This window comes from Microbacterium sp. BWT-B31 (genome assembly GCF_041379855.1).
Taxonomy (GTDB): Bacteria; Actinomycetota; Actinomycetes; order Actinomycetales; family Microbacteriaceae; genus Microbacterium.
Window position 1 is genome coordinate 227,307 of the sequence record NZ_JBFECU010000001.1, and the last position, 20,463, is coordinate 247,769.

A 20,463-nucleotide genomic window follows, 5' to 3' on the forward strand; every position below is an offset into this window, starting at 1 on the left:
GGAAGACATCCCGTGGCACAAGAAGTGCTCACCGACCTCAACAAGGTCCGCAACATCGGCATCATGGCGCACATCGATGCCGGCAAGACGACGACGACCGAGCGCATCCTCTTCTACACGGGCGTCAACCACAAGATCGGCGAGACGCACGACGGTGCGGCCACGACCGACTGGATGGAGCAGGAGCAGGAGCGCGGCATCACCATCACGTCCGCCGCTGTGACGTGCTTCTGGGACAACCGCCAGATCAACATCATCGACACCCCCGGTCACGTGGACTTCACGGTCGAGGTCGAGCGGTCGCTGCGCGTCCTCGACGGCGCCGTCGCGGTCTTCGACGGCAAGGAGGGCGTCGAGCCCCAGTCCGAGACCGTGTGGCGTCAGGCCGACAAGTACGAAGTCCCCCGCATCTGCTTCGTCAACAAGATGGACAAGCTGGGCGCGGACTTCTACTTCACCGTCGACACCATCGTGAACCGCCTGAAGGCCAAGCCCCTCGTGCTGCAGCTGCCGATCGGCGCCGAGAGCGATTTCGTCGGCGTCATCGACCTGGTCGAGATGCGCGCGCTGGTGTGGCCGGGCGACGCCAAGGGCGACGTGACCATGGGCGCCAAGTACGAGGTCCAGGAGATCCCCGCCGACCTCGCCGACAAGGCCGCCGAGTACCGCGAGAAGCTGCTCGAGACCGTCGCCGAGTCCGACGAGCACCTGCTCGAGAAGTACTTCGGCGGTGAGGAGCTCACGGTCGCCGAGATCAAGGGCGCCATCCGCAAGCTCACCGTCTCCGGCGAGCTGTACCCCGTGCTGTGCGGCTCGGCGTTCAAGAACCGCGGCGTGCAGCCCATGCTCGACGCGGTCGTGGACTACCTGCCGTCACCGCTGGACGTGCCCGCCATCGAGGCGCACGACCCCAAGAACGAAGAGACGATCATCGAGCGTCACGCCGACCGCGACGAGCCGTTCGCGGCGCTCGCGTTCAAGGTCGTCACGCACCCGTTCTTCGGTCGCCTGACCTACATCCGCGTGTACTCGGGTCACCTCGACTCGGGCTCGCAGATCGTCAACTCGACCAAGGGCAAGAAGGAGCGCATCGGGAAGATCTTCCAGATGCACGCCAACAAGGAGAACCCTGTCGACTCGGTGACCGCCGGCCACATCTACGCGGTGATCGGCCTGAAGGACACCACGACCGGTGACACCCTGTCGGATGCCGCACACCAGGTCGTGCTCGAGTCGATGACCTTCGCCGAGCCCGTCCTCGAGGTTGCGATCGAGCCCAAGACCAAGGCCGACCAGGAGAAGCTGGGTCTGGCGATCCAGAAGCTCGCCGAAGAAGACCCGACGTTCCGCGTCGAGCAGAACCACGAGACGGGTCAGACCGTCATCAAGGGCATGGGCGAGCTGCACCTCGACATCATGGTCGACCGCATGCGCCGCGAGTTCAAGGTCGAGGCGAACGTGGGCAAGCCCCAGGTCGCGTACCGCGAGACGATCCGCAAGGTCGTCGACCGCCACGACTACACGCACAAGAAGCAGACCGGTGGATCGGGTCAGTTCGCGAAGATCCAGTTCGCGCTCGAGCCTCTCGAGGTCACGGCCGAGAAGATCTACGAGTTCGAGAACAAGGTCACCGGTGGCCGCATCCCGCGCGAGTACATCGAGCCCACCAACCAGGGCTTCCAGGACGCGATGGCAGTGGGCGTCCTCGCCGGCTACCCGATCGTGGGCGTGAAGGCGATCCTCATGGACGGCGCGTCGCACGACGTCGACTCGTCCGAGATGGCGTTCAAGATCGCCGGCTCGATGGGCTTCAAGGAGGCCCTCCGCAAGGCGAACCCGGTCCTGCTCGAGCCGATCATGGCCGTCGAGGTGCGTACGCCCGAGGAGTACATGGGCGACGTCATCGGCGACCTGAACTCGCGTCGCGGCCAGATCCAGTCGATGGAGGACGCCTCGGGCGTCAAGGTGGTGCGTGCGAACGTGCCGCTGTCCGAGATGTTCGGCTACATCGGCGACCTGCGTTCGAAGACCTCCGGACGCGCCGTCTACTCGATGGTGTTCGACAGCTACGCCGAGGTTCCTCGCAACGTCGCTGACGAGATCGTCCAGAAGAACAAGGGCGAGTAGCCCTCCGGATGCCGGGGCTCGGCGCCCCGGCGTCCGGCTAACTGAATATCGGTTGTCGAGTGCCGCCGCAGGCGGGCGTCGAGACACACACTGAACACCAGAAATCCCTCCACTAAGCTGGAGGAATCCCCGTAGATGATCGGTCGCAAACCAGCGCCCGAACCTTCTACACGAACGTCCTGAGGAGGACCCAGTGGCTAAGGCCAAGTTCGAGCGCACCAAGCCGCACGTGAACATCGGAACGATCGGTCACGTCGACCACGGCAAGACCACGCTCACCGCAGCGATCTCGAAGGTGCTCGCCGACAAGTACCCGTCGGCCACCAACGTGCAGCGTGACTTCGCGTCGATCGACTCGGCTCCCGAGGAGCGTCAGCGCGGCATCACGATCAACATCTCGCACGTCGAGTACGAGACCCCGAAGCGTCACTACGCACACGTCGACGCCCCGGGTCACGCCGACTACATCAAGAACATGATCACCGGTGCCGCTCAGATGGACGGCGCGATCCTCGTGGTCGCCGCCACCGACGGCCCGATGGCGCAGACGCGTGAGCACGTGCTGCTCGCCAAGCAGGTCGGCGTGCCCTACCTGCTGGTCGCGCTGAACAAGTCGGACATGGTCGACGACGAGGAGATCCTGGAGCTCGTCGAGCTCGAGGTTCGCGAGCTGCTGTCGTCGCAGGACTTCGACGGCGACAACGCCCCCGTCGTGCGCGTCTCGGGCCTGAAGGCGCTCGAGGGCGACGAGAAGTGGACGCAGTCGATCCTCGACCTCATGGAGGCCGTCGACGAGTCGATCCCCGACCCGGTGCGCGACAAGGACAAGCCGTTCCTCATGCCCATCGAGGACGTCTTCACGATCACCGGTCGTGGCACGGTCGTCACGGGCCGCGCCGAGCGTGGCACGCTGGCCATCAACTCCGAGGTCGAGATCGTGGGTCTGCGCCCGACGCAGAAGACGATCGTCACCGGTATCGAGATGTTCCACAAGCAGCTCGACGAGGCCTGGGCCGGCGAGAACTGCGGTCTGCTCCTTCGCGGCACCAAGCGTGACGACGTCGAGCGCGGCCAGGTCGTCGTCAAGCCCGGTTCGGTCACCCCGCACACCAACTTCGAGGGCACGGCGTACATCCTGTCCAAGGAGGAGGGCGGCCGTCACAACCCGTTCTTCACGAACTACCGCCCGCAGTTCTACTTCCGCACCACCGACGTCACCGGCGTCATCACGCTGCCCGAGGGCACCGAGATGGTCATGCCCGGCGACACCACCGACATGACGGTCGAGCTGATCCAGCCCATCGCCATGGAAGAGGGCCTCGGCTACGCGATCCGTGAGGGTGGCCGCACCGTCGGCGCCGGCACGGTCACGAAGATCATCAAGTAATCTCTCCGGTTGCTTGACAGAACCCCTCAGGCTTCAGCCTGGGGGGTTCTGTCGTATGCAAGCGGCCCTGGTCGGGGCCGGTCTTGCGCCCGGCCCCGACTATTCTTGAGCCGACGGCATCCGGCGTCCATTGGCACCCCCGAATCATCACCGCGGCCTCGCGAGAGCGGCCATAGCGTGTGGCCACCTGACCAATCTGCAGTGCGGAAGGAGCGTCCCGATGGCTGGCATTCTCGTGCACGAGTGGCTCGCTCGGCATGGCGGCTCCGAGAATGTCTTCGAGGTGCTGTCGAGCACCTTCCCCGAAGCTGAGCGGTTCTGCCTCTGGAACGACAGCGACGGCAGGTTCCAGGGCGTCCACGAGACCGTGCTCGCGCGCACCCCGCTTCGCCGCAGCAAGGCGGCTGCGCTGCCGTTCATGCCCGCTGTCTGGCGGCACCTGCCTCATCGCGACGCGGAATGGGTGCTCTGCAGCAGCCACCTGTTCGCTCACCACGCCCGATTCGGCGGTCCCGCCAGGGGTGCGCCGAAGCTCGTGTACGCGCACACCCCGGCCCGATACGTCTGGACCCCAGAGTTCGACGGCCGTGGTGAGGGGCCGGCGGCGCGCGCCTTCTCGACGCTCGTGAAGCCGCTCGACCGCAAGCGGGCGGCAGAGCCGGTCGCGATCGCGGCCAACAGCGCGTTCATCGCCCAGCGCATCGCCGACACCTGGGAACGCTCATCGACGGTCATCCACCCGCCGATCGATGTGTCGGCGTTCGTCGGCGGGCCTGCTGAGCTCACACCGCCCGAGCGCGTGATCCTCGCGGGGCTGCCTTCGCAGTTCCTGCTCGGCGTCTCGCGGTTCGTGCCGTACAAGCGCCTCGATCGCGTGATCGAGGCGGGTCTGGCTGTGGGTGTGCCGGTCGTGCTCGCCGGACGCGGCCCCGACGAAGACCGGCTCCGTTCGATCGCCGCCGACCTCGGCGAGCGGGTGGTCTTCGTGCACGACCCGTCCTTCGCGGTCCTCAGGGAGCTCTACCGGCGGTCTCTCGCGTTCGTCTTCCCCTCGATCGAGGATTTCGGCATCATGCCGGTCGAGGCGATGGCGACGGGCACGCCCGTGGTGGCCAGCGCCGTCGGCGGCACCGCCGAGACGGTCATCGACGGGGTCACGGGGGCGCTGGTGCACGAGTGGACGCGCCCCGAACTGAAGCTTGCGATCGAGCGCGCCGCCGGTGCGCAGGCCGATGCCTGTGTCTCGCGCGCGCTCGAGTTCGACACTGCGGTCTTCGTCGACCGCATCAGGGCATGGGTCGCCAGTGCGACGGGGACGGATGCCGCGCCCGCGCCCCTTTCTCCAGGCGGCCTGCATCCGTGACGCTGTTCATCGACGACCGCTACCGAGGCGCACACGGGATCGGCCGCTACGCTCGCGAGGTGCTGCCTCGCCTGCGTCCCGAGTGGCATCCGCTCGGCCTCGACGGCAGTCCCCACTCACCGCTCGATGCGTTCCGGCCGCTCCGTGGGCTCGACAGCGACGCGCTCGTGTACTCGCCGGGGTACGGCGCTCTCGTGCGCGCGCCGCGCCAGATCGTGACGATCCACGATCTCATCCAGTTGCGCTCGTCCTGGCCCGGGAGGGCGAAGTTCGTCGCCTACTACGGCGGGCCGGTGCGACGCACCGTTCGTAGGGCGGGGCTCGTGCTCACCGTGTCTGAGACGTCGGCGCGCGACATCCGCGAGTGGGTGCGCGACGAGGCGGTGCGCGTGGTCAATGCCGGCAACGGATGCTCCGCCGCGTTCCGGCCCGACGGGCCGCGAGCGCACGCGGCGGATCCGTACGTCGTCTTCGTCGGCAACGTCCGTCCGCACAAGAACCTGGATGTGGTGCTGCGGGCGCTGGCGCTCGCGTCGGGCGTGCGGCTGACTGCCGTCGTGCCGCACAACGAGATCGCCGCGGTGGTCGCGCGGGCGACGGCGCTCGGTGTCGCCGACCGGCTCACCGTGCTGCACGGCATGGACGACGAGCACCTCGCGGCGCTCTACCGGGGTGCCGCCGCCACCGTGATGCCCTCGACGCTGGAGGGATTCGGCCTGCCTGCGCTCGAGTCGATCGCGTGTGGGGTGCCGGTGGCGTTCTGGCGCGGCTGCGACGCGGTCGCCGAGATCGTGGGCGACCGCGGGTGGGCACTGGGGACATGGCGCGATGCCGAGGAATGGGCCGGTGCGCTCACCGCGGCCGCCGACTCGCCGCGCCGCGTCGAGCCGCCTTCGCCGGGCGCCTACGACTGGGACCGCACGGGCGGCATCGTCTCGGACGTCTTGGAGCAGGCACTCGCCTGACCTGGGTTCTCGCACCCGCAGAGGCGGTCCCCTTTGCCGGCGCCGGGGCGGCTGCGCATCGGGCGCCTACGCTGCGACGAAGTCGGCGATCGACTGGGCGACGTCGATCTGCGGCGCCCAGCCGAACTCGTCGCGCAGTCGCGCTGCGGATCCTGTGATGCGCGGATTGTCGATCGCGCGCAGGCGTGCCGGGTCGACGCTCGTCTGAGGAACGGGAATGTCCAGCGCGGAGGCCACGAGCGCGAGCAGTTCGTGCCCCGCCAGCGCCCTGCCAGAGCAGACGTTGTACACCGACTGCTCGTGGGATGGCGCTCCGGCGAGCATCAGGTAGGCGGCCGCGACATCGCGCACGTCGGTGTAGTCGCGTTCGGACGCGAGGTTGCCCGTGGCAAGGGCCTCCCCGGGCGAGAGTTCGCGCAGGGCCGCGGTCAGGTCGGGCACGATGAAGCCCGGGCCCTGACCGGGGCCGATGTGGTTGAACGGCCGTGCGATCACGGTGTCGATGCCGCGCCGCGCGTAGTAGCCCAGCTGCTGTTCTACGAGCAGCTTGCTCACGACGTAGGGCGAGGTGGGAGCGGTCGCAGTGGCCTCGTCGACTGCCTGAGATGGGGGGCCGGCACTGTAGACGGCACCCGAGCTCACGCCGACCAGTCGAGGCGGCGCCTCCCAGCCGAGCATCGCCTCGCACATGAGGGTGACCATGGCGCTGTTGGTCGAGATGTACTCCTGGGGGCGGTCGAACGACGGCCCGACGGCGGCGAGTCCGGCGAGGTGGATCACGGCGTCGGCGCGCAGCGACGCCGGCCACTGCCTCGCCAGGTCGCCTGCGTGGTAGTCGGCGAGCAGGCGCGACAACTCGGGGTCCGGCTGCGCCGTGCGCGAGAGGCCTACGACGCGCCAGCCGCCCTCGACGGCCAGTCGCGCGACGTGCTGCCCGACGAATCCGTCGACGCCGGTGACAGCGAGGGTGCGCTGCGTCACGGGGCTACTCTGCGGGGGAGTTGAGGGCGATGTCGTGCGCGACCATGAGCTTCACCATCTGCTCGAAGCTCACCTCGCGCTTCCATCCGAGCACGCTCTCGGCTTTTGCCGGGTTGCCGAGCAGGATGTCGACCTCGGCGGGGCGCATGAACGCGGGGTTCTGCTTCACGAGCGGTCGCCAGTCGTCGATCCCGATCTCGGCGAACGCGAGGGTGAGGAAGTCTTCGATCGACTGGGTCTGCCCGGTGGCGAGCACGAAGTCCTCTGGCGTGTCGTGCTGCAGCATCTGCCACATTCCGCGCGTGAAGTCGCCTGCGTACCCCCAGTCGCGCTTGGGCCACAGGTCGCCGAGCTCGATGTGCGACTGCAGCCCGAGGTGGATGCGGGCGATCGCGTCGGTGATCTTGCGGGTGACGAACTCGCGGCCGCGCCGCTCGCCTTCGTGATTGAACAGGATGCCGCACGAGACGAACATCCCGTAGCTCTCGCGGTAGTTCTTGGCGATCCAGTGCCCGTAGAGCTTGGCGACGCCGTAGGGGCTGCGGGGGTGGAAGAGAGAGTCCTCGTCGTAGCCCGCGCCCGGCCGGTTGTAGTCGAGGCCGCCGAACATCTCGCTCGTCGACGCCTGGTAGAACCGCGTGTGCTGGGCGCGCCCGGTGAGCCGGACCGCTTCGAGCAGGTTGAGCACGCCCTTGCCGGTCACATCGAGCGTCAGCGTGGGGTTGGTGAACGAGAAGCCCACGTGGCTGACGGCGGCGAGGTTGTACACCTCGTCGGGGTTGCTGATCTCGATGGCGCGCACGAGCGACGTGGGGTCTGCGAGGTCGCCCTCGATGAGCGTCACGTCGGGGAACTCGGCCTCCACCGCAACCTTGCGCGGGTTGTTCTGCCCGCGCACGAGACCGTAGACGTCATAGTCTTTCTCGCTGAGCAGCTGGGCCAGATGGCCGCCGTCCTGCCCCGTGATGCCTGTCACAAGGGCGCGTCGTCGCGGTGCGGTCACGTGTTCTTCTCCTGCGGTGCATGGGCGAGACAGAGCGCCCGCCCCGTCAAGTCTAGTTCGGGTGCGAAGGTGACTCTGAGCGCTGCACTAGCGTGAAGCGCATGTCGTCGCGACTCGAACGGTGTGTGCCGGAGTTCAGCGTGTGGAACGAGCAGCGCCGGGTGGTCGCGGGCTTCCTTCACGAGCTGAGAGGTCAGAGCGTGCTGCGCCTTCCCAACCCCGGCAACGGCGGCGATGCGCTGATGACGCTCGGGACGGACCAGGCGCTGGCGCGGGCGGGCGTCCACGCCGAGACCATCGACGTGGATGCCGACGTGCGTGGACGCACCGTCCTTCTCGCCGGGGGAGGAAACCTGGTGCCGCCGTATGGCGACCTCCGCGCGGCACTGAGCCGATTCCTCGGTCGGGCCGAACGGATCGTGCTGCTGCCGCATTCGGTGCGGGGGCACGAAGACCTGGTGCGTCGACTCGACCACAGCGTCACCGTCTTCGTTCGCGACCGAGCCAGCGCCGCGCACCTGCACGCCGTGAACCCGACGCTCGATGTGCGCCTCTCTCACGACATGGCGTTCCATCTCGACGTGCGCGCAGTGCTCGAAGACGACGCGCTCACGGCGCGCGCCCATCCGCTGAGTCGTTCGGTGCTCCACGACGCGGGCCTGAACGAGCAGGACCTGTCCACGTGGCCGAGCGTCGACTTCTTTCGCGCCGACGGTGAAGCGATCGGCCAGTCCGTGCGCACCGACGCCGACATCTCGCAGCTCTTCGCGTTCGGGCTCGGCGCTGAGCAGACCCGGCTGGCGGCGTGGAGCGTCCTTCATACGGTCTCGCTCGCCGCCCATGTCAACACCGACCGCCTGCATGTGGGCATCGCGTCGGCCCTGTTGGGCGTTGGGTGCACGCTCTACGCCGGGTCATACGACGAGAACGCCGAGGTGTTCGGGCAGAGCCTGTCCGATGTGCCGACGATCCGCTTCGTCGGCCCCCGCTTCAGCGCTGCCGCCGCGAAAGAGCACAGCCGGCCAGACCCCCTGGCGGCGGCGTCGGCAGCCGTCACGATCGTCATCCCCACACTCGACTCGGCGGCGTATCTCGATATCGTCCTCGACCACTGGAGGAGTCTCACCGACCTGCCCGTGCACGTCTTCGTCGACGGCAAGAGCGTGGATGAGACGGCCGCCGTGGCCCGCAAGCACGCTGCGCACGTGCATGTCGTGCACAATCCAGACAGCGTGGTGGAGGGCCTCATCGGTGCCGTCTCCCGGCAGCTCGACACTCCGTGGGTGCTGCGATTCGATGACGACGAACTGCCGACCCCTGCATTGCTGCGCTTCGTGCGCGAGGCGATCGGCTCCGAAGAGGTGGATGCCTGGGCTTTTCCCCGCTACGAGAGCGCGGTGTCGCCGGACGGCGCTCTGCTGCTCAGCACCCGATTCGACCCGTTCGAACACCGGCAGTGGCGGCTCTACCGACGCGACCGCGTGAGCTATGTCTCGACTATCCACACACCGGGCTTCGACACGGACGGCCTGCGACTGCAGACCGCTCCCGCCGAGGCCGCGATGGTGCATCTGCAGTGGGCGGTCACCGACGCCCAGCGACGCAGCGCGAAGGTCGAGCGCTACGACCGTCGGGGCGGACTTGCGGCGGGCACGGGCTGGCGGCATCTGATCCTCCCCGAGGAGGAGCCGAGTTGGCAGAATCGGTTCCGTCGGCTCTACGTGGATGGCTTCGATCGGGTGGCGCAGAGAATCGCCCTGCGCTTTCCCGCGCTGACGGTGCGCTACGGCGTATACCGCCCGGGCGACGGCATCGACTTTCGCAATGCGACGGGTGCGCCCTTCGCCGTGAGCGGGTGGTCGGTGCCCGAGGACGGCGGGCAGTGGTCGCTCGGTGCGACATCCGTGCTGCGCATCCCCTTGTCCGAGCCGCTGGTCAACGAGGCAACGCTCACGGTAGAGGCCGCGGCACTGTTCGACGTTGCGCTCGGCGCACAGCGCGTCGGTGTGCGCGTGAACGATGTGCACGTCGCCGAGTGGACTTTCGACACGTGGGATGTCGTGCCGCAGACGGCCACGATTCCCGCCGCCGTCGCTGCGGGCTCCGAATCGCTTCACGTGAGGTTCGAGATCTTCGCGCCCGTCAGCCCCGCTGATCTCGGGCAGAGCGCCGATGCGCGAGCGCTCGGCATGCGCCTCGTCTCGGCGCGCGTCGCGCCCTCAGGCGACGCTTCGTCGCTGCCCGGTTCGTCTCGAGGTCGAGACCAGCATGGGGGAGGGCTTCTTGGGGCGGCTCGCGGCTGGGGTGAGCGCGCGCATGGAGCCGCGGTCGCGTGCAGGGGCCGCCTGCTGATGCGGATCAGGCGGTTCTGCCCGCCTCGGCCGCCAGCGCGGTCGCGACCCGTTCGGTGAAGCGTTCCTGCGTGAAGAAGGCCACCTGGTCGGCCGCGTGCTCGGTGAGCGAGGCGCGAAGCCCGGCATCCGTCACGATTCTCACGAGGGCATCGGCGATCTCAGCGGTGCTGCGCGGATCGTCGACGTAGAGCGCCGCCTCGCCGCCCGCTTCGGGGAGAGCTCCCACTCGGCTCGTCACGACGGGCTTGCCGTAGGCGAGCCCCTCGAGCACCGGCAGTCCCAGGCCCTCATAGAGAGACGGGAAGACGACGGCGTTGCAGTTCGCGAGCAGCACGTGCTTCTTGGCCTCGCTCACCCGCCCGGTGAACACGATGTCTTGTCGTACGTCACGGCGAAGACTGCGATAGCGCTCGTCGATCTCGGCGAAGCTCTCACCGGGCGATCCGACGACGACGAGCGGCATGGCGATCGTGGGGTGCGCGATGCGGAAGGCATCCATCAGTCGCACGAGGTTCTTGCGGGTCTCCAGCGCCGAAATGAACAGGAGGTATCGCCCTGGTTCGAGCATCTCGTTGTCGAGGATCGCTACCTGTTCGGACTCGGGCACGGGAGCGCCCACGGGGTGTGCGACGCCGTAGACCTCGTAGACGCGTGCATCGGGCCGACGCTCGCGCACCTTCGCGGACGTGTCGCGCGAGATGGAGAGAAAGAAGTCACTGCCACGGATCGCCGTCGTGATGGATTGGCGGAAGCGCTCGCGCGTGCCTTCTCCGATCTCACTCAGCTCCAGGGGCATGAAGTCGTACATCACCTGCGCCAGTCGGGCGGGTCGCACCTGCTTCGCGGTGAGAGGAAGGGGTGCTCCCGCGATGACGAGCTCGGCGCCTGCTTTGCGCGCCGCTCGCCGTACGAGCCAGCGGAAGATCCCCAGGCGCCGCAGGTGGAAGAACAAGTAGAGCAGCGGGGTGTTCACGGCGAAGTCCGCACCGCCGAGCAGTCGGCTCGGCTGACCCTGAGGCGGCCTGATGACCTGCCGTCGCAGGGGCGCGCCGCGCAGACCCTGCGCGAGAGCCAGGAACATGCCGTTCTTGAGCCCGCCGGCCTGAGTGAGGATCGTGGAGTCCCCCGAGGCGAGGTAGTCGACCGCCTGTGCGTAGGGGTCGCCGCCGTCGGGGACGAACCCTGTCAGCAGGCCCACCTCATGCCCTGCGGCGGTGGCTCCGGCGACCACGGAGCGCACGATGCCCGCAATTCCCCGGCCCTCTTCTTCGAACTGCGGGGCGACCACCAGGATGCGCATCAGTGCATCTCGATCCGGGCGGCGGCGTACACGGGGCCGTCGCTGAGCTTGAGTCCTCGCACGGTGAATGAACCGGCGCGGCTCACCTCGCCGATGGTCAGGTCGTCGCCATCGCGCACGCTGAGTGCGACGTGGTAGTCGCCATCGCCCACCCAGAGCTCCGGCACCACGACGGTGAAGCGCTGTGTGCCGGTCTCGGCGGGAAGAGTGAGCTCGAGGTGCTCCCGCGAGTCGATGGCGGTGTACTGGTTCCCCGTACCGTCTTCGATGCTCACGCGGAACGCCCAGCCGGGCACTGCCTCTGGAAAGTCCACGACGCAGTCCAGCCGGATCCCGCCGCCGGGGGTGAGGGTCGCGCCATCGGTCAGCGCCTGGCCACCGGCATCCGAGATGTGCAACGCTCCGAGTCCCGCCGCATGGGGCGAACGGGCCGCCGATTCCTGTCGCGCCGAGTCGATCGCCGGCTGGTAGAAGTCGTGCAGCGTCGCCAGCGCGACCTTGGGCTCGTCGTCGGCGATGATGCGGCCATGCTGCAGCAGGATCGCACGGTCGCAGAGGTCGGCCACCTGGGCGGGGGCGTGCGAGACGAAGACGATGGTCCGACCCTCGCGCTGGAAGCGACGGATGCGCTGCATGCACTTGGCCTGGAAGGGCTCGTCGCCCACGGCCAGCACCTCGTCGACGAGCAGGATGTCGGGGTCGACGTGGACTGCGATGGCGAACGCGAGCCGCACGTACATTCCCGACGAGTAGAACTTCACCTGCGTGTCGATGAACTCGCCGATCTCGGAGAATTCCACGATGTCGTCGAAGTACCGCTTCGTTTCGGCCTGCGACAGGCCCAGCACCGACGCGTTGAGGAAGACGTTCTCACGGCCGGAAAGGTCGTTGTGAAAGCCTGCGCCGAGCTCGAGCAGGGCGGCGATGCGCCCGCGAGTGGCCACGCGCCCTTGGTTGGGCGCGAGGATGCCTCCGATGAGCTTGAGCAGTGTCGACTTGCCTGAGCCGTTGGGGCCGACGAGCCCCACCGACTCACCCGACGAGATGGCGGTCGACACGTGGTCGAGAGCCGTGAAGGTCTCGGTGTGCAGGCGTCTTTGCCGCGAGTTGACGATCGCCTCTTTGAGCGACTTCTGCTTGCGGATCGTGAAGGTCTTGACAACGTCTTCGACGCGGATGACTTTGGTCACTCAGAGCTCCTGGGCGAAATCGCGCTGCAGGCGGTCGAACGCGCGCTGACAGATGAACAGGGCCACCACGCCCACGGCGAGGGCGATGAGCAGCGACAGCTCGAGTCGATCGGGGAACATCGCGTCGGTGCCCTTGTTCCACATGACACGCTGGATGCCGAACACGGCGAGGGTGACGGGATTCAAGAGGTAGATCTGAACGAAGAGATCCGGCATGACGTCTTTCACCATCGCGAAGCTGTACACGATGGGCGAGAACCAGAAACCGATCATCAGTGCCAGTTCGACGATGTACGTCATATCGCGCAGATACACGTTGACTGCGCTGAGCACGAACGCCAGCGCGAGGGCCCACGTCAGGGTGACGAGGATCGCCAGGGGCAGCGCGACGAAATGCTCGAGGTTCATGCCGCCGGTGAGGAGGGTCGCGGCCAGCAGGATCACGAACTGCAGCGCGAAATTGAACAGTGCCGAGCCCACGGTCGCCAGCGGAAAGATCTCGCGGGGCAGATGCACTTTCTTGATGAGCGCGGCGTTGGCGACCATCGTCCCGGTGCCCTGGCTCACGATCTCGCTGAAGAGGCCCCAGATCGCGAGGCCTGCGAAGATGAACACGGCGAAGTCGGGAATGCCTCGAGCGGCCCTCAGGAACTGGCCGAGCACCAGGTAGTACATGCCGAGCTGCACGAGCGGCCGGGCGATGCTCCACAGCATGCCCAGCACGGAATCCTTGTACTTCGCCCGGATCTCCCGGCGCGTGAGCAGGCCCAGCAGCTCCCGGTTCGCGAAGAGCTCGCGCACCGAGCCCCACGTGCCGCGCATGACGCCGACAGTGGGCGTGACCTCGCGCCAGGGGGCGTCGGCGAGTCGGTTCGCCCGCTCGGACGCAGCGTCTTCCACGTGGATCCTCTCATCGAGTGTCGGCCGCACCCGGGCCCTGCGCCGGGGCCGGATGCCGCGGACGCGCCGTGATCAGTCTACGTGGACGGGTTTGCGCCTCCAGCCGGGCGCCCCCGTCTGTGCGTTTGCCCAGCGCGCCGCTTGGTAGGATTCGTCGGTGACCGACACCCCCTTCATCTCGTACGGCCAGAATCACGAGGACGTCGTGCTGTGGCGTGCGCTGAGTGGAGTTGTCGCGGGCCGCTACGTCGAGGTCGGAGCGAATCATCCGACCGACGACTCGATCACGCGCGCCTTCTACGACCGCGGTTGGAGCGGACTGACGGTCGAACCGGTCCCCGCCTTCGCGGCGCTGCACCGCCAGCAGCGCCCCCGGGACCAGCAGGTCGAGGCCGCGGTGACCGATGCGGAGGCCGACGAGATCACGCTTCATGTGATTCCGAACACCGGCCTGTCGACGCTCGTCGACGGCATCAAGGCGCGGCATGTCGACCGCGGATGGGATGTTGAGGATCTCACCGTGCCGACCGCGCGGCTCGACACGTTGCTGGAGGCGACGGGGTGGGGCCGCAGCGACATTCAGTTTCTGATCGTCGACGTCGAGGGGTCCGAGGCGCAGGTTCTGTCGACGATCGATCTCAGTGTGTGGCGGCCGTGGGTGCTGGTGATCGAGGCGACCCTGCCCAACAGCGCCGAGTCAACCGCCGGGGAGTGGGAGCCCGGCGTGCTCGCCGCGGGGTACGAGTTCTGCCTGTTCGACGGTGTCTCGAGGTTCTACGTGGCGAAAGAGCACGTCGACCTGAAACAGGCACTGTCCTACCCCGCGTGCGTACTCGACAGTTTCGTGCCGGCCCAGGTGGTGCAGCTCGACGTGCTCCACGCCCAGCAGTTGGCCACACTTCAGAAGGAGCAGGCAGAAGCTCTGGCATCCGAAAGCGAGAAACGCGCCGACACCACACGACAGCTGCTGTTCTGGCGTGCACGCGCGCTGCAGGCATGGGCCGCGCCTGTCGCCAGCGCGCCCTCGACGTCTCTCACTGCCGAACTGGCCGCAGCACGCACAGAGATCACGCGCCTGCTGGAGCACATCGCCGTCATGGAGGGCACGATCTCGTGGCGGGTGACTGCGCCGCTGCGGGCCGTGCGCAAGGCCCAGTTCGCGATCAGCGGTCGAGGGCAATGAGGGTGTACGACGACTCGAGTGCTGGATTCACTATCGTTCGAGGGCTCGCGGAGCGGCTTGCCGCGGCGGCGCCGTATCTGCTCGGCGACCTGCCGTCGGATGCTCGCACCGATGACCCGTCGGTGCGTGCTTCCGCACTCCTGGGAGCGTTGATCGAAGCCGCGCGGCCTTCGGGCGCGAACCCCGAGCGCTGGCTGCTGTTCGTGGCGGTCTTCGGCCGTTATCCCGGATCATCGGAGTTTCTCCGGTTCGCGCGATCTCTGGAGTCCGATCGCCCGGAAGTGGCTACTCAGTGGCTGCTCGCTCACGCCCTTCAGGGCCACGGGCCATACTTCGACCAGGGGATGCGGGTCGTCAGCGACAGGCCGGTGGCGGAGCTGTCGTCGTCCGCCAGCGCCGACTACGTCACGGGCATCCAGCGCGTCGTTCGTGAGACGCTTCGCCGATGGTCTGAAAGCCATCGCTTCACCCCGGCGATGTGGCACGAGACCGACTGGGGCCTGCGGTCGCTCAGCGTGACGGAGATGAGGCGACTGCAGTTGCACGGGCCGCAAGCCCAGGAGCCGCCGATCGACAGCCTGATCGTGCCCTTCCGCACAGATGTGCTCTTTCTCGATGCGCCCGATGGCCGAAAGGCCGATGCCTGGGCGTGTATGGCGAGGTTCTCTGGCAATCGCGTCTCTCACGTGGGCTATGACCTCATTCCCATCTCGAGTGCCGACCTGCGCAGCCATGGTGAGGCAGGCAACTCTGCGGCGTACCTCTCTGTCATCAAGCACTCCCACAAGGTCGCGTGCATCTCGGACACGACTCGGCGTGAGTTCGCGGGTGTGGCGCGTGCCTTCCCCGCGCAGGGCCTGAAGGGACCGCTGGTCGGTTCGGTGCCGCTTCCCGAGGTCGGCGCGGTCGACGCGTCGGCGATCACCAAGCGCGTCCGCACCGATGGCGAGCCGGTCGTGATCCTGTGCCCCGGTACCCGCGAGCTTCACAAGAACCACGAGACGATCCTTTGGGCTGCCGAGCGGCTCTGGCGCGAGGGACTCGACTTCGAGCTGCACTTCATGGGCCGGATGGGCATCGATTTCGCATCGTTCAAGGATGTCGAGAGCAAGCTCATCGCGAAGGGACGCCCGATCATCGACCTCGGGCTGGTCACAGACGAGACACTTTGGAAAGAGCTCAAGTCTGCTGACGCCGTGGTGTTCATCTCGCTGCAGGAAGGGTTCGGCCTGCCCGTCGTCGAAGCACTCTCGGTCGGCACGCCTGTGCTCACGACCGAGTACGGCAGCCAGGGCGAGATCGGCCGGCTCGGCGGGTGCCTTCTCGTCGATCCGCGTGATGACGTCGCCGTGACAGACGCGCTGCGACGCCTCGTGGGCGAACCCGCCCTGCGCGAAGAACTGCGGGCGCAGATCGCGGAGCGGCCGCGGCGCCGCTGGGACGACTACGCCACCGACCTCTGGGACTTCTTCATCGAATCCGAGACGGCGGTGGCGTCGTGAGCCGCGTTCGCACCATCGTCAGCTCGGCGCGACGCAGGCTCCCGGGGCTGACGTCGCCTCTTTCGAGCATGGTGCTCGGCCCGCTGCTTCCTCGCGAGCGCGTTGAACTGCTTGCTGACGTCCTCGGCAAGCCCACCTCGACGGGCCGCGCCTCACGGGCCGTCCTGGCCGATCTCATCGATCCGGCAGACCGATCCCAGGTCTGGCTTGCGGCGTCGGTGGTCAGCGGCGAGCTCCACGACGACCAGACGATCATCCGCCTGGCACGGGAGGCTGAACTCGATCCGGACGCGTTCGATCGATCTGTCGCCTCGCTCCTCCCTCCCGGCCCGCTGGGGGGCCTGAGAGTCGTGTCCGGTCCTGTGCTGGTCGATGTCAGCCACACCGTGTCGAACGACTACGTGACCGGCATTCAGCGCGTGGTCCGTGAGACGGTGGGCCGGTGGCTCAAGACCCACGACGATGTGCTCCCGGTGGCCTGGACAGCCGGATTCACCGCAATGCGGCGTCTCACGACGCATGAGGCGGCCAGGTTGGGGATCGTCGACCGCACGCTCTCCGAGAACGCGGACAGGGCCGAGATCATCGTGCCTTGGCAGACGCCGATCATCGTGCCGGAGCTGGCTGCAGAGGCGATCCGTGCGAAGCGGATGCGGGCTGTCGGTCGTTTTTCGGGCAATCCCGTCGGCACGATCGTCCATGACCTCGTGCCCCTCGTCGCCTCTGAGACCACGGTTGTCGGGATGCCAGACGAGTTCGCACGCTATCTTTCGGCGCTGCGCCATAACCGCCGCATCGCCGCTGTCTCGCATTCGGTCGCGGACGAACACGAAGGCTGGAAGGCCGGGCTCACGGCGATCGGTGTCACCGGGCCGGAGATCGTCGGCGTCCCACTGCCGTTGCACGCGGGCACCGTCTCGCAGAAGAGCTGGCGTGCAGCCGAGGAACGGCTTCGCGTGGGGAGTCTTCCGATGGTGCTCGTCGTCGGCTCGCATGAGCCGCGAAAGAACCACCTCCCCATCCTGGAAGCAGCCTCGCGCCTTTGGGAAGAAGGGCTGGAGTTCTCGCTGGCGTTCATCGGCGGAGGCGCGTGGGGAGGCGACGATTTCACGGTACGTGCACGCGGACTAATGGACGCCGGCATGCCGCTCGACATCGTCTCGGGCGTGTCCGATGGCTTCATCTGGGCCGCCTACCGGCTGGCCAGATTCACGATGTTCCCTTCCTTCTACGAGGGTTTCGGACTTCCGGTGGCAGAGTCCCTCGCATCGGGCACCCCGTGTATCACCTCGGGATTCGGCAGTATGAAGGAGAACGCCGAGGGCGGTGGAGCCCTGCTGGTCGACGCCTACTCCGACGACGACATCCGTGACAAGATGCGCCTGCTGCTGACGGATGACGCCCTCCTGCAGCGTCTGCGTGCCGAAGCAGCCGCCCGCTCGCTGCGTACCTGGGACGACTACGCCACGGATCTCTGGGAGCAGCTCGTGATGCCGCTTCGTGCGGACCGGCCGGAGCGATCGGCGTGATGTTCGGAGTGATCCTGCTGCTGGCATGCGTGGCGATCTGTGCGGGCTATGCGTGGGTGAGCGCGCTGCTTCACGGCGGCTGGATGCTCGTGCGCGATGCGGCCCTGGGGATCTCGTTCTTTCTGTTCGCGTTCATGGTGGTCAGCGAGTCGCTCTTCGCGATCAACGACTACTCGCCCGGGTTCGCTCTGCTTCTCGTAGCGCTCATCGCGGCCGCAGCGGCCGCGGTGCTCATGTTGCGCCGCGGACCAGACTTCTCGGCGTGGTCGTGGCGTGCGCGCTCTCGCCATGGATCGTGGATGCTCCTCGGCATCCTCGTGGTGGCCTGCGGCTTGACCGTGGTGAAGTTCGGCCTCTTCGGCATGGGGCAGGACCAGGGCGTCTACCAGACGCATGCGCTGCTGCTGATGAACGGCGTGGACAACAGCCTCGTGTGCTTGTCGGACGAGTTCGGTGCAGTCGGAGACACGGGCGATGCCCTCGTGCGCACCGATCTGGGTGGTCAGCGGTTCGGCGCAGGATTCTACTCGGCGTGGAGTCAACTGCATTACGGCACCTGGTCAGGTGTCGACCCCGACAGGATGTGTGCCATCTTCCACGGCATCCCGAACTTTCCGGCCCTGCTGTCGCTGTCGGGGATGGTTTTCGGCGCCGCCGGGATGATGAGCATTCTCACCGTGCCCTACCTCGTCACGATCGTGGTGCTGTATCTCACGCTCGACCGCAACCTGCGGGTGTCGAAACTGACCACGGGAATTGCCTGCGGCGCGTTCGCGCTCTCGCCACTTGTGCTGTGGGTGTCGAAGACCTCGCTCACTGAGATCTTCCTCGCGCTCATCATGAGCGTTTTCCTCTATCTGGTGACGAGCCAGAGCGCCACGATCAAGGCGCTCGCTTGGGTGCCTGTGGCGGCGTTCTCGTTCTTCCACGTCAGCATCTACACGCTGATGCCCTTCTTCGTGGTCATCGCGATCTACACGATGGTGACCACACGCACCGTCGGCACGCTGGTCTCTGCATGCCTCACGGTGCTCTCGTTCGCAGCCGGCGCCCTCGCGATGACGCGCACGTCGCCGTCGTACACATTCGAAAACTATCGCCACCTGACCGGGGTCTTCGGGTTGGAATCATCCGCCGCGGGACTTTACCCCCTCATCGCAGTCGTTGTCGCGGCGACTCTCGCGATCATCGTCGTCGCGTGGATGCTGGTGCGCAGTCGCCTCGGCGAGAGGTTGGCCGAGGCGACTGCGCGCCAACGCCACTGGGCTTCGTGGCTCGTACCCACCGCGATCATCGGCTGCCTCGCCGTGATCGCCTACCGCTGGTGGCGCTTCGCAGCTGTTCCCCCTGACGAGAGCGACCCTGACGCGTGGTACAAGGGTGGAGGGCTGTTGCAGGCGGCGCCCCAGCTCACGCTGTTCGCCTTCGCCTTCTCGGTCGGCTTCGTTCTCTTGGGCGTCGCGATCGTCGGATTCACCGTATGGCACCGGAGACTGCTGCGCGACGACGAGCAGCGCACGCAGTATTGGGTGATCGCGATCGCCTTCGTCTACTGCGTGATGGTCTACGCGGCGTTCCTGCGCCCTTCGCTGTGGTACTACTACTACTACGCTAGATACCTCGCACCATTCGTGCCGGTCGTGTTGCTTGCCGCGGCGGTATGCCTCAACCGACTGCGCGTGCGGTGGCAGATCGCTGTGGCCGCCGTTACGGTCATCGCAATGGCGCCATTCGCTCCGGCGCTGGTTCGTGGCGCCGACATGGGCAACATGGACTTCCAGGCTCTCGCCGAGGTGCGTGCCGAGGTCGACGCGCTGCCGGACGATACGGTAATCGTCGTGCAGGACGGCCCACTCTGCAAGGCGCTCTGCCTCACCCTTCAGGGCACCGAGCGTAACCCCGTCTTCCGTCGGTCGACTTTCGAGGCCGCCTTCGCAATGGGCGAGTTCGAGAAGTCCGGTCCCGCCGTGCTGATCACGCAGGACGAGATAGGCGGTGCCACGCCGCTCTTCGCCACGTCCGCTCTGCTCCAGCGCATGGACTACGAGACGGGCGCCAACGCCACGATTCACCTTCTCAATCTGCTCGCGCCAGAAACGGATGGAAGGTACCCGGTTCGCATTTACGCACTCGACGACATCGACACTGCAGCAGGACCGATCACTATCATTCCTGGCCAAGCCGCGGCCTTCGGTGTCGGCGGGTACTCCGCCACAATGCTGGGCGATGGGTGGTCCGAGCCCGAGGAGTGGGGCACGTGGACCGACCAAGCGCGAGCCGAAGTGTCGCTTCGCCTTCCTGAGGACGTGCAGGGCGACATGCACCTGAGTCTCGATGTGCAGGCTTACGTGCCGCCGGGCCACAGCCCGCAACGTGTACTAGTCCACGCCGGCGACACTCCCCTCGGCGAGTGGGTCATCGGGCGCGCGACGAAGATCGAGTTCGCGGTGCCCGAATCCGCCGTTGTGGATGGCGCCCTCGCGCTCACCTTCTCGTTGCCCGACGCGATCTCGCCCGCAGACGCCGGAGTCTCGTCCGATCGTCGCACGCTCGGCGTGGGGTTGCGCAGCATCACGCTCAGCACGCCCTGAGGCGACCACGCCCGGGGGAGGGCGGCGAGGAGCGCCGGGTAGACTGGAGCATCGGGCTGGCGGGACTCCCGCCGTGCCGCCCCCAGCT

General features: G+C 67.2%; 14 protein-coding genes. 9 read left to right on the top strand and 5 right to left on the bottom strand.

The genetic code is table 11. The features are described from left to right. Positions 1 to 12: 12 nt before the first annotated feature. The 4 genes from fusA to AB1K54_RS00990 all read left to right on the top strand — a co-directional run bounded on the left by fusA (position 13) and on the right by AB1K54_RS00990 (position 5,842). On the top strand, positions 13 to 2,127 hold the full coding sequence (gene fusA, locus AB1K54_RS00975; RefSeq protein WP_371200822.1) for an elongation factor G: 2,115 nt from the start codon (positions 13 to 15) through the stop codon (positions 2,125 to 2,127). Positions 2,128 to 2,320: 193 nt separating this feature from the next. Then, positions 2,321 to 3,514 (top strand): elongation factor Tu, encoded by a 1,194-nt coding sequence (gene tuf / locus AB1K54_RS00980; RefSeq protein ID WP_371200823.1) that lies wholly within the window; start codon positions 2,321 to 2,323, stop codon positions 3,512 to 3,514. A 220-nt stretch (positions 3,515 to 3,734) separates the two neighbouring features. Then, complete coding sequence (locus AB1K54_RS00985; protein ID WP_371200824.1) at positions 3,735 to 4,877, top strand: glycosyltransferase; 1,143 nt, start codon at positions 3,735 to 3,737, stop codon at positions 4,875 to 4,877. Next, on the top strand, positions 4,874 to 5,842 hold the full coding sequence (locus AB1K54_RS00990) for a glycosyltransferase family 4 protein (RefSeq protein WP_371200825.1): 969 nt from the start codon (positions 4,874 to 4,876) through the stop codon (positions 5,840 to 5,842). Before AB1K54_RS00985 ends, AB1K54_RS00990 begins: the two co-directional genes overlap by 4 nt. A gap of 66 nt (positions 5,843 to 5,908) precedes the next feature. Here the strand turns inward: AB1K54_RS00990 and AB1K54_RS00995 are convergent, their stop codons facing one another. Both AB1K54_RS00995 and AB1K54_RS01000 read right to left on the bottom strand, forming a co-directional pair. Continuing rightward, the gene (locus tag AB1K54_RS00995) at positions 5,909 to 6,823 is read right to left on the bottom strand and encodes an NAD-dependent epimerase/dehydratase family protein (protein ID WP_371200826.1); all 915 of its coding nucleotides are present in this window, start codon (positions 6,821 to 6,823) and stop codon (positions 5,909 to 5,911) included. Positions 6,824 to 6,827: 4 nt separating this feature from the next. Continuing rightward, positions 6,828 to 7,826 (bottom strand): GDP-mannose 4,6-dehydratase, encoded by a 999-nt coding sequence (locus tag AB1K54_RS01000; RefSeq protein WP_371200827.1) that lies wholly within the window; start codon positions 7,824 to 7,826, stop codon positions 6,828 to 6,830. A 101-nt stretch (positions 7,827 to 7,927) separates the two neighbouring features. Here AB1K54_RS01000 and AB1K54_RS01005 point away from each other — a divergent pair, with 101 nt between their 5' ends. After that, positions 7,928 to 10,237, top strand: a complete 2,310-nt coding sequence (locus AB1K54_RS01005) for a polysaccharide pyruvyl transferase family protein (RefSeq protein ID WP_371200828.1) — start codon at positions 7,928 to 7,930, stop codon at positions 10,235 to 10,237. Here the strand turns inward: AB1K54_RS01005 and AB1K54_RS01010 are convergent. Genes AB1K54_RS01010 through AB1K54_RS01020 form a run of 3 tightly spaced genes read right to left on the bottom strand, consistent with a single transcriptional unit; the run spans position 10,185 to position 13,570 of the window. Further along, a complete protein-coding gene (locus AB1K54_RS01010; protein ID WP_371200829.1) occupies positions 10,185 to 11,480 on the bottom strand; it encodes a glycosyltransferase family 4 protein in 1,296 nt (431 codons plus the stop codon). The genes AB1K54_RS01005 and AB1K54_RS01010 overlap by 53 nt on opposite strands. Next, positions 11,480 to 12,670 (bottom strand): ABC transporter ATP-binding protein, encoded by a 1,191-nt coding sequence (locus tag AB1K54_RS01015; protein WP_371200830.1) that lies wholly within the window; start codon positions 12,668 to 12,670, stop codon positions 11,480 to 11,482. Before AB1K54_RS01015 ends, AB1K54_RS01010 begins: the two co-directional genes overlap by 1 nt. Then, a complete protein-coding gene (locus AB1K54_RS01020) occupies positions 12,671 to 13,570 on the bottom strand; it encodes an ABC transporter permease (protein ID WP_371200831.1) in 900 nt (299 codons plus the stop codon). It lies immediately after the preceding gene. A gap of 157 nt (positions 13,571 to 13,727) precedes the next feature. Here AB1K54_RS01020 and AB1K54_RS01025 point away from each other — a divergent pair, with 157 nt between their 5' ends. The 4 genes from AB1K54_RS01025 (at position 13,728) to AB1K54_RS01040 (ending at position 20,375) form a co-directional block, all read left to right on the top strand. Further along, positions 13,728 to 14,753, top strand: a complete 1,026-nt coding sequence (locus AB1K54_RS01025) for an FkbM family methyltransferase (protein ID WP_371200832.1) — start codon at positions 13,728 to 13,730, stop codon at positions 14,751 to 14,753. After that, positions 14,750 to 16,255 (top strand): glycosyltransferase, encoded by a 1,506-nt coding sequence (locus tag AB1K54_RS01030; RefSeq protein ID WP_371200833.1) that lies wholly within the window; start codon positions 14,750 to 14,752, stop codon positions 16,253 to 16,255. The genes AB1K54_RS01025 and AB1K54_RS01030 overlap by 4 nt, the downstream gene beginning before the upstream one ends. Before the next feature lie 68 nt (positions 16,256 to 16,323). Next, the gene (locus tag AB1K54_RS01035; RefSeq protein ID WP_371200834.1) at positions 16,324 to 17,784 is read left to right on the top strand and encodes a glycosyltransferase family 4 protein; all 1,461 of its coding nucleotides are present in this window, start codon (positions 16,324 to 16,326) and stop codon (positions 17,782 to 17,784) included. Beyond that, positions 17,784 to 20,375 carry a hypothetical protein gene (locus AB1K54_RS01040; protein ID WP_371200835.1) on the top strand — a complete coding sequence of 864 codons (2,592 nt, stop codon included), beginning with the start codon at positions 17,784 to 17,786 and terminating at the stop codon, positions 20,373 to 20,375. The genes AB1K54_RS01035 and AB1K54_RS01040 overlap by 1 nt, the downstream gene beginning before the upstream one ends. Positions 20,376 to 20,463 lie beyond the last annotated feature (88 nt).

Bases quoted from the DNA above. Each gene is read 5' to 3' on its own strand.
- AB1K54_RS01005 (WP_371200828.1), top strand. From the start codon at position 7,928: ATGTCGTCGCGACTCGAACGGTGTGTGCCGGAGTTCAGCGTGTGGAAC.
- AB1K54_RS01035 (WP_371200834.1), top strand. From the start codon at position 16,324: ATGGTGCTCGGCCCGCTGCTTCCTCGCGAGCGCGTTGAACTGCTTGCT.
- AB1K54_RS00985 (WP_371200824.1), top strand. From the start codon at position 3,735: ATGGCTGGCATTCTCGTGCACGAGTGGCTCGCTCGGCATGGCGGCTCC.
- AB1K54_RS01010 (WP_371200829.1), bottom strand. From the start codon at position 11,480: ATGCGCATCCTGGTGGTCGCCCCGCAGTTCGAAGAAGAGGGCCGGGGA.
- AB1K54_RS01040 (WP_371200835.1), top strand. From the start codon at position 17,784: ATGTTCGGAGTGATCCTGCTGCTGGCATGCGTGGCGATCTGTGCGGGC.
- AB1K54_RS01030 (WP_371200833.1), top strand. From the start codon at position 14,750: ATGAGGGTGTACGACGACTCGAGTGCTGGATTCACTATCGTTCGAGGG.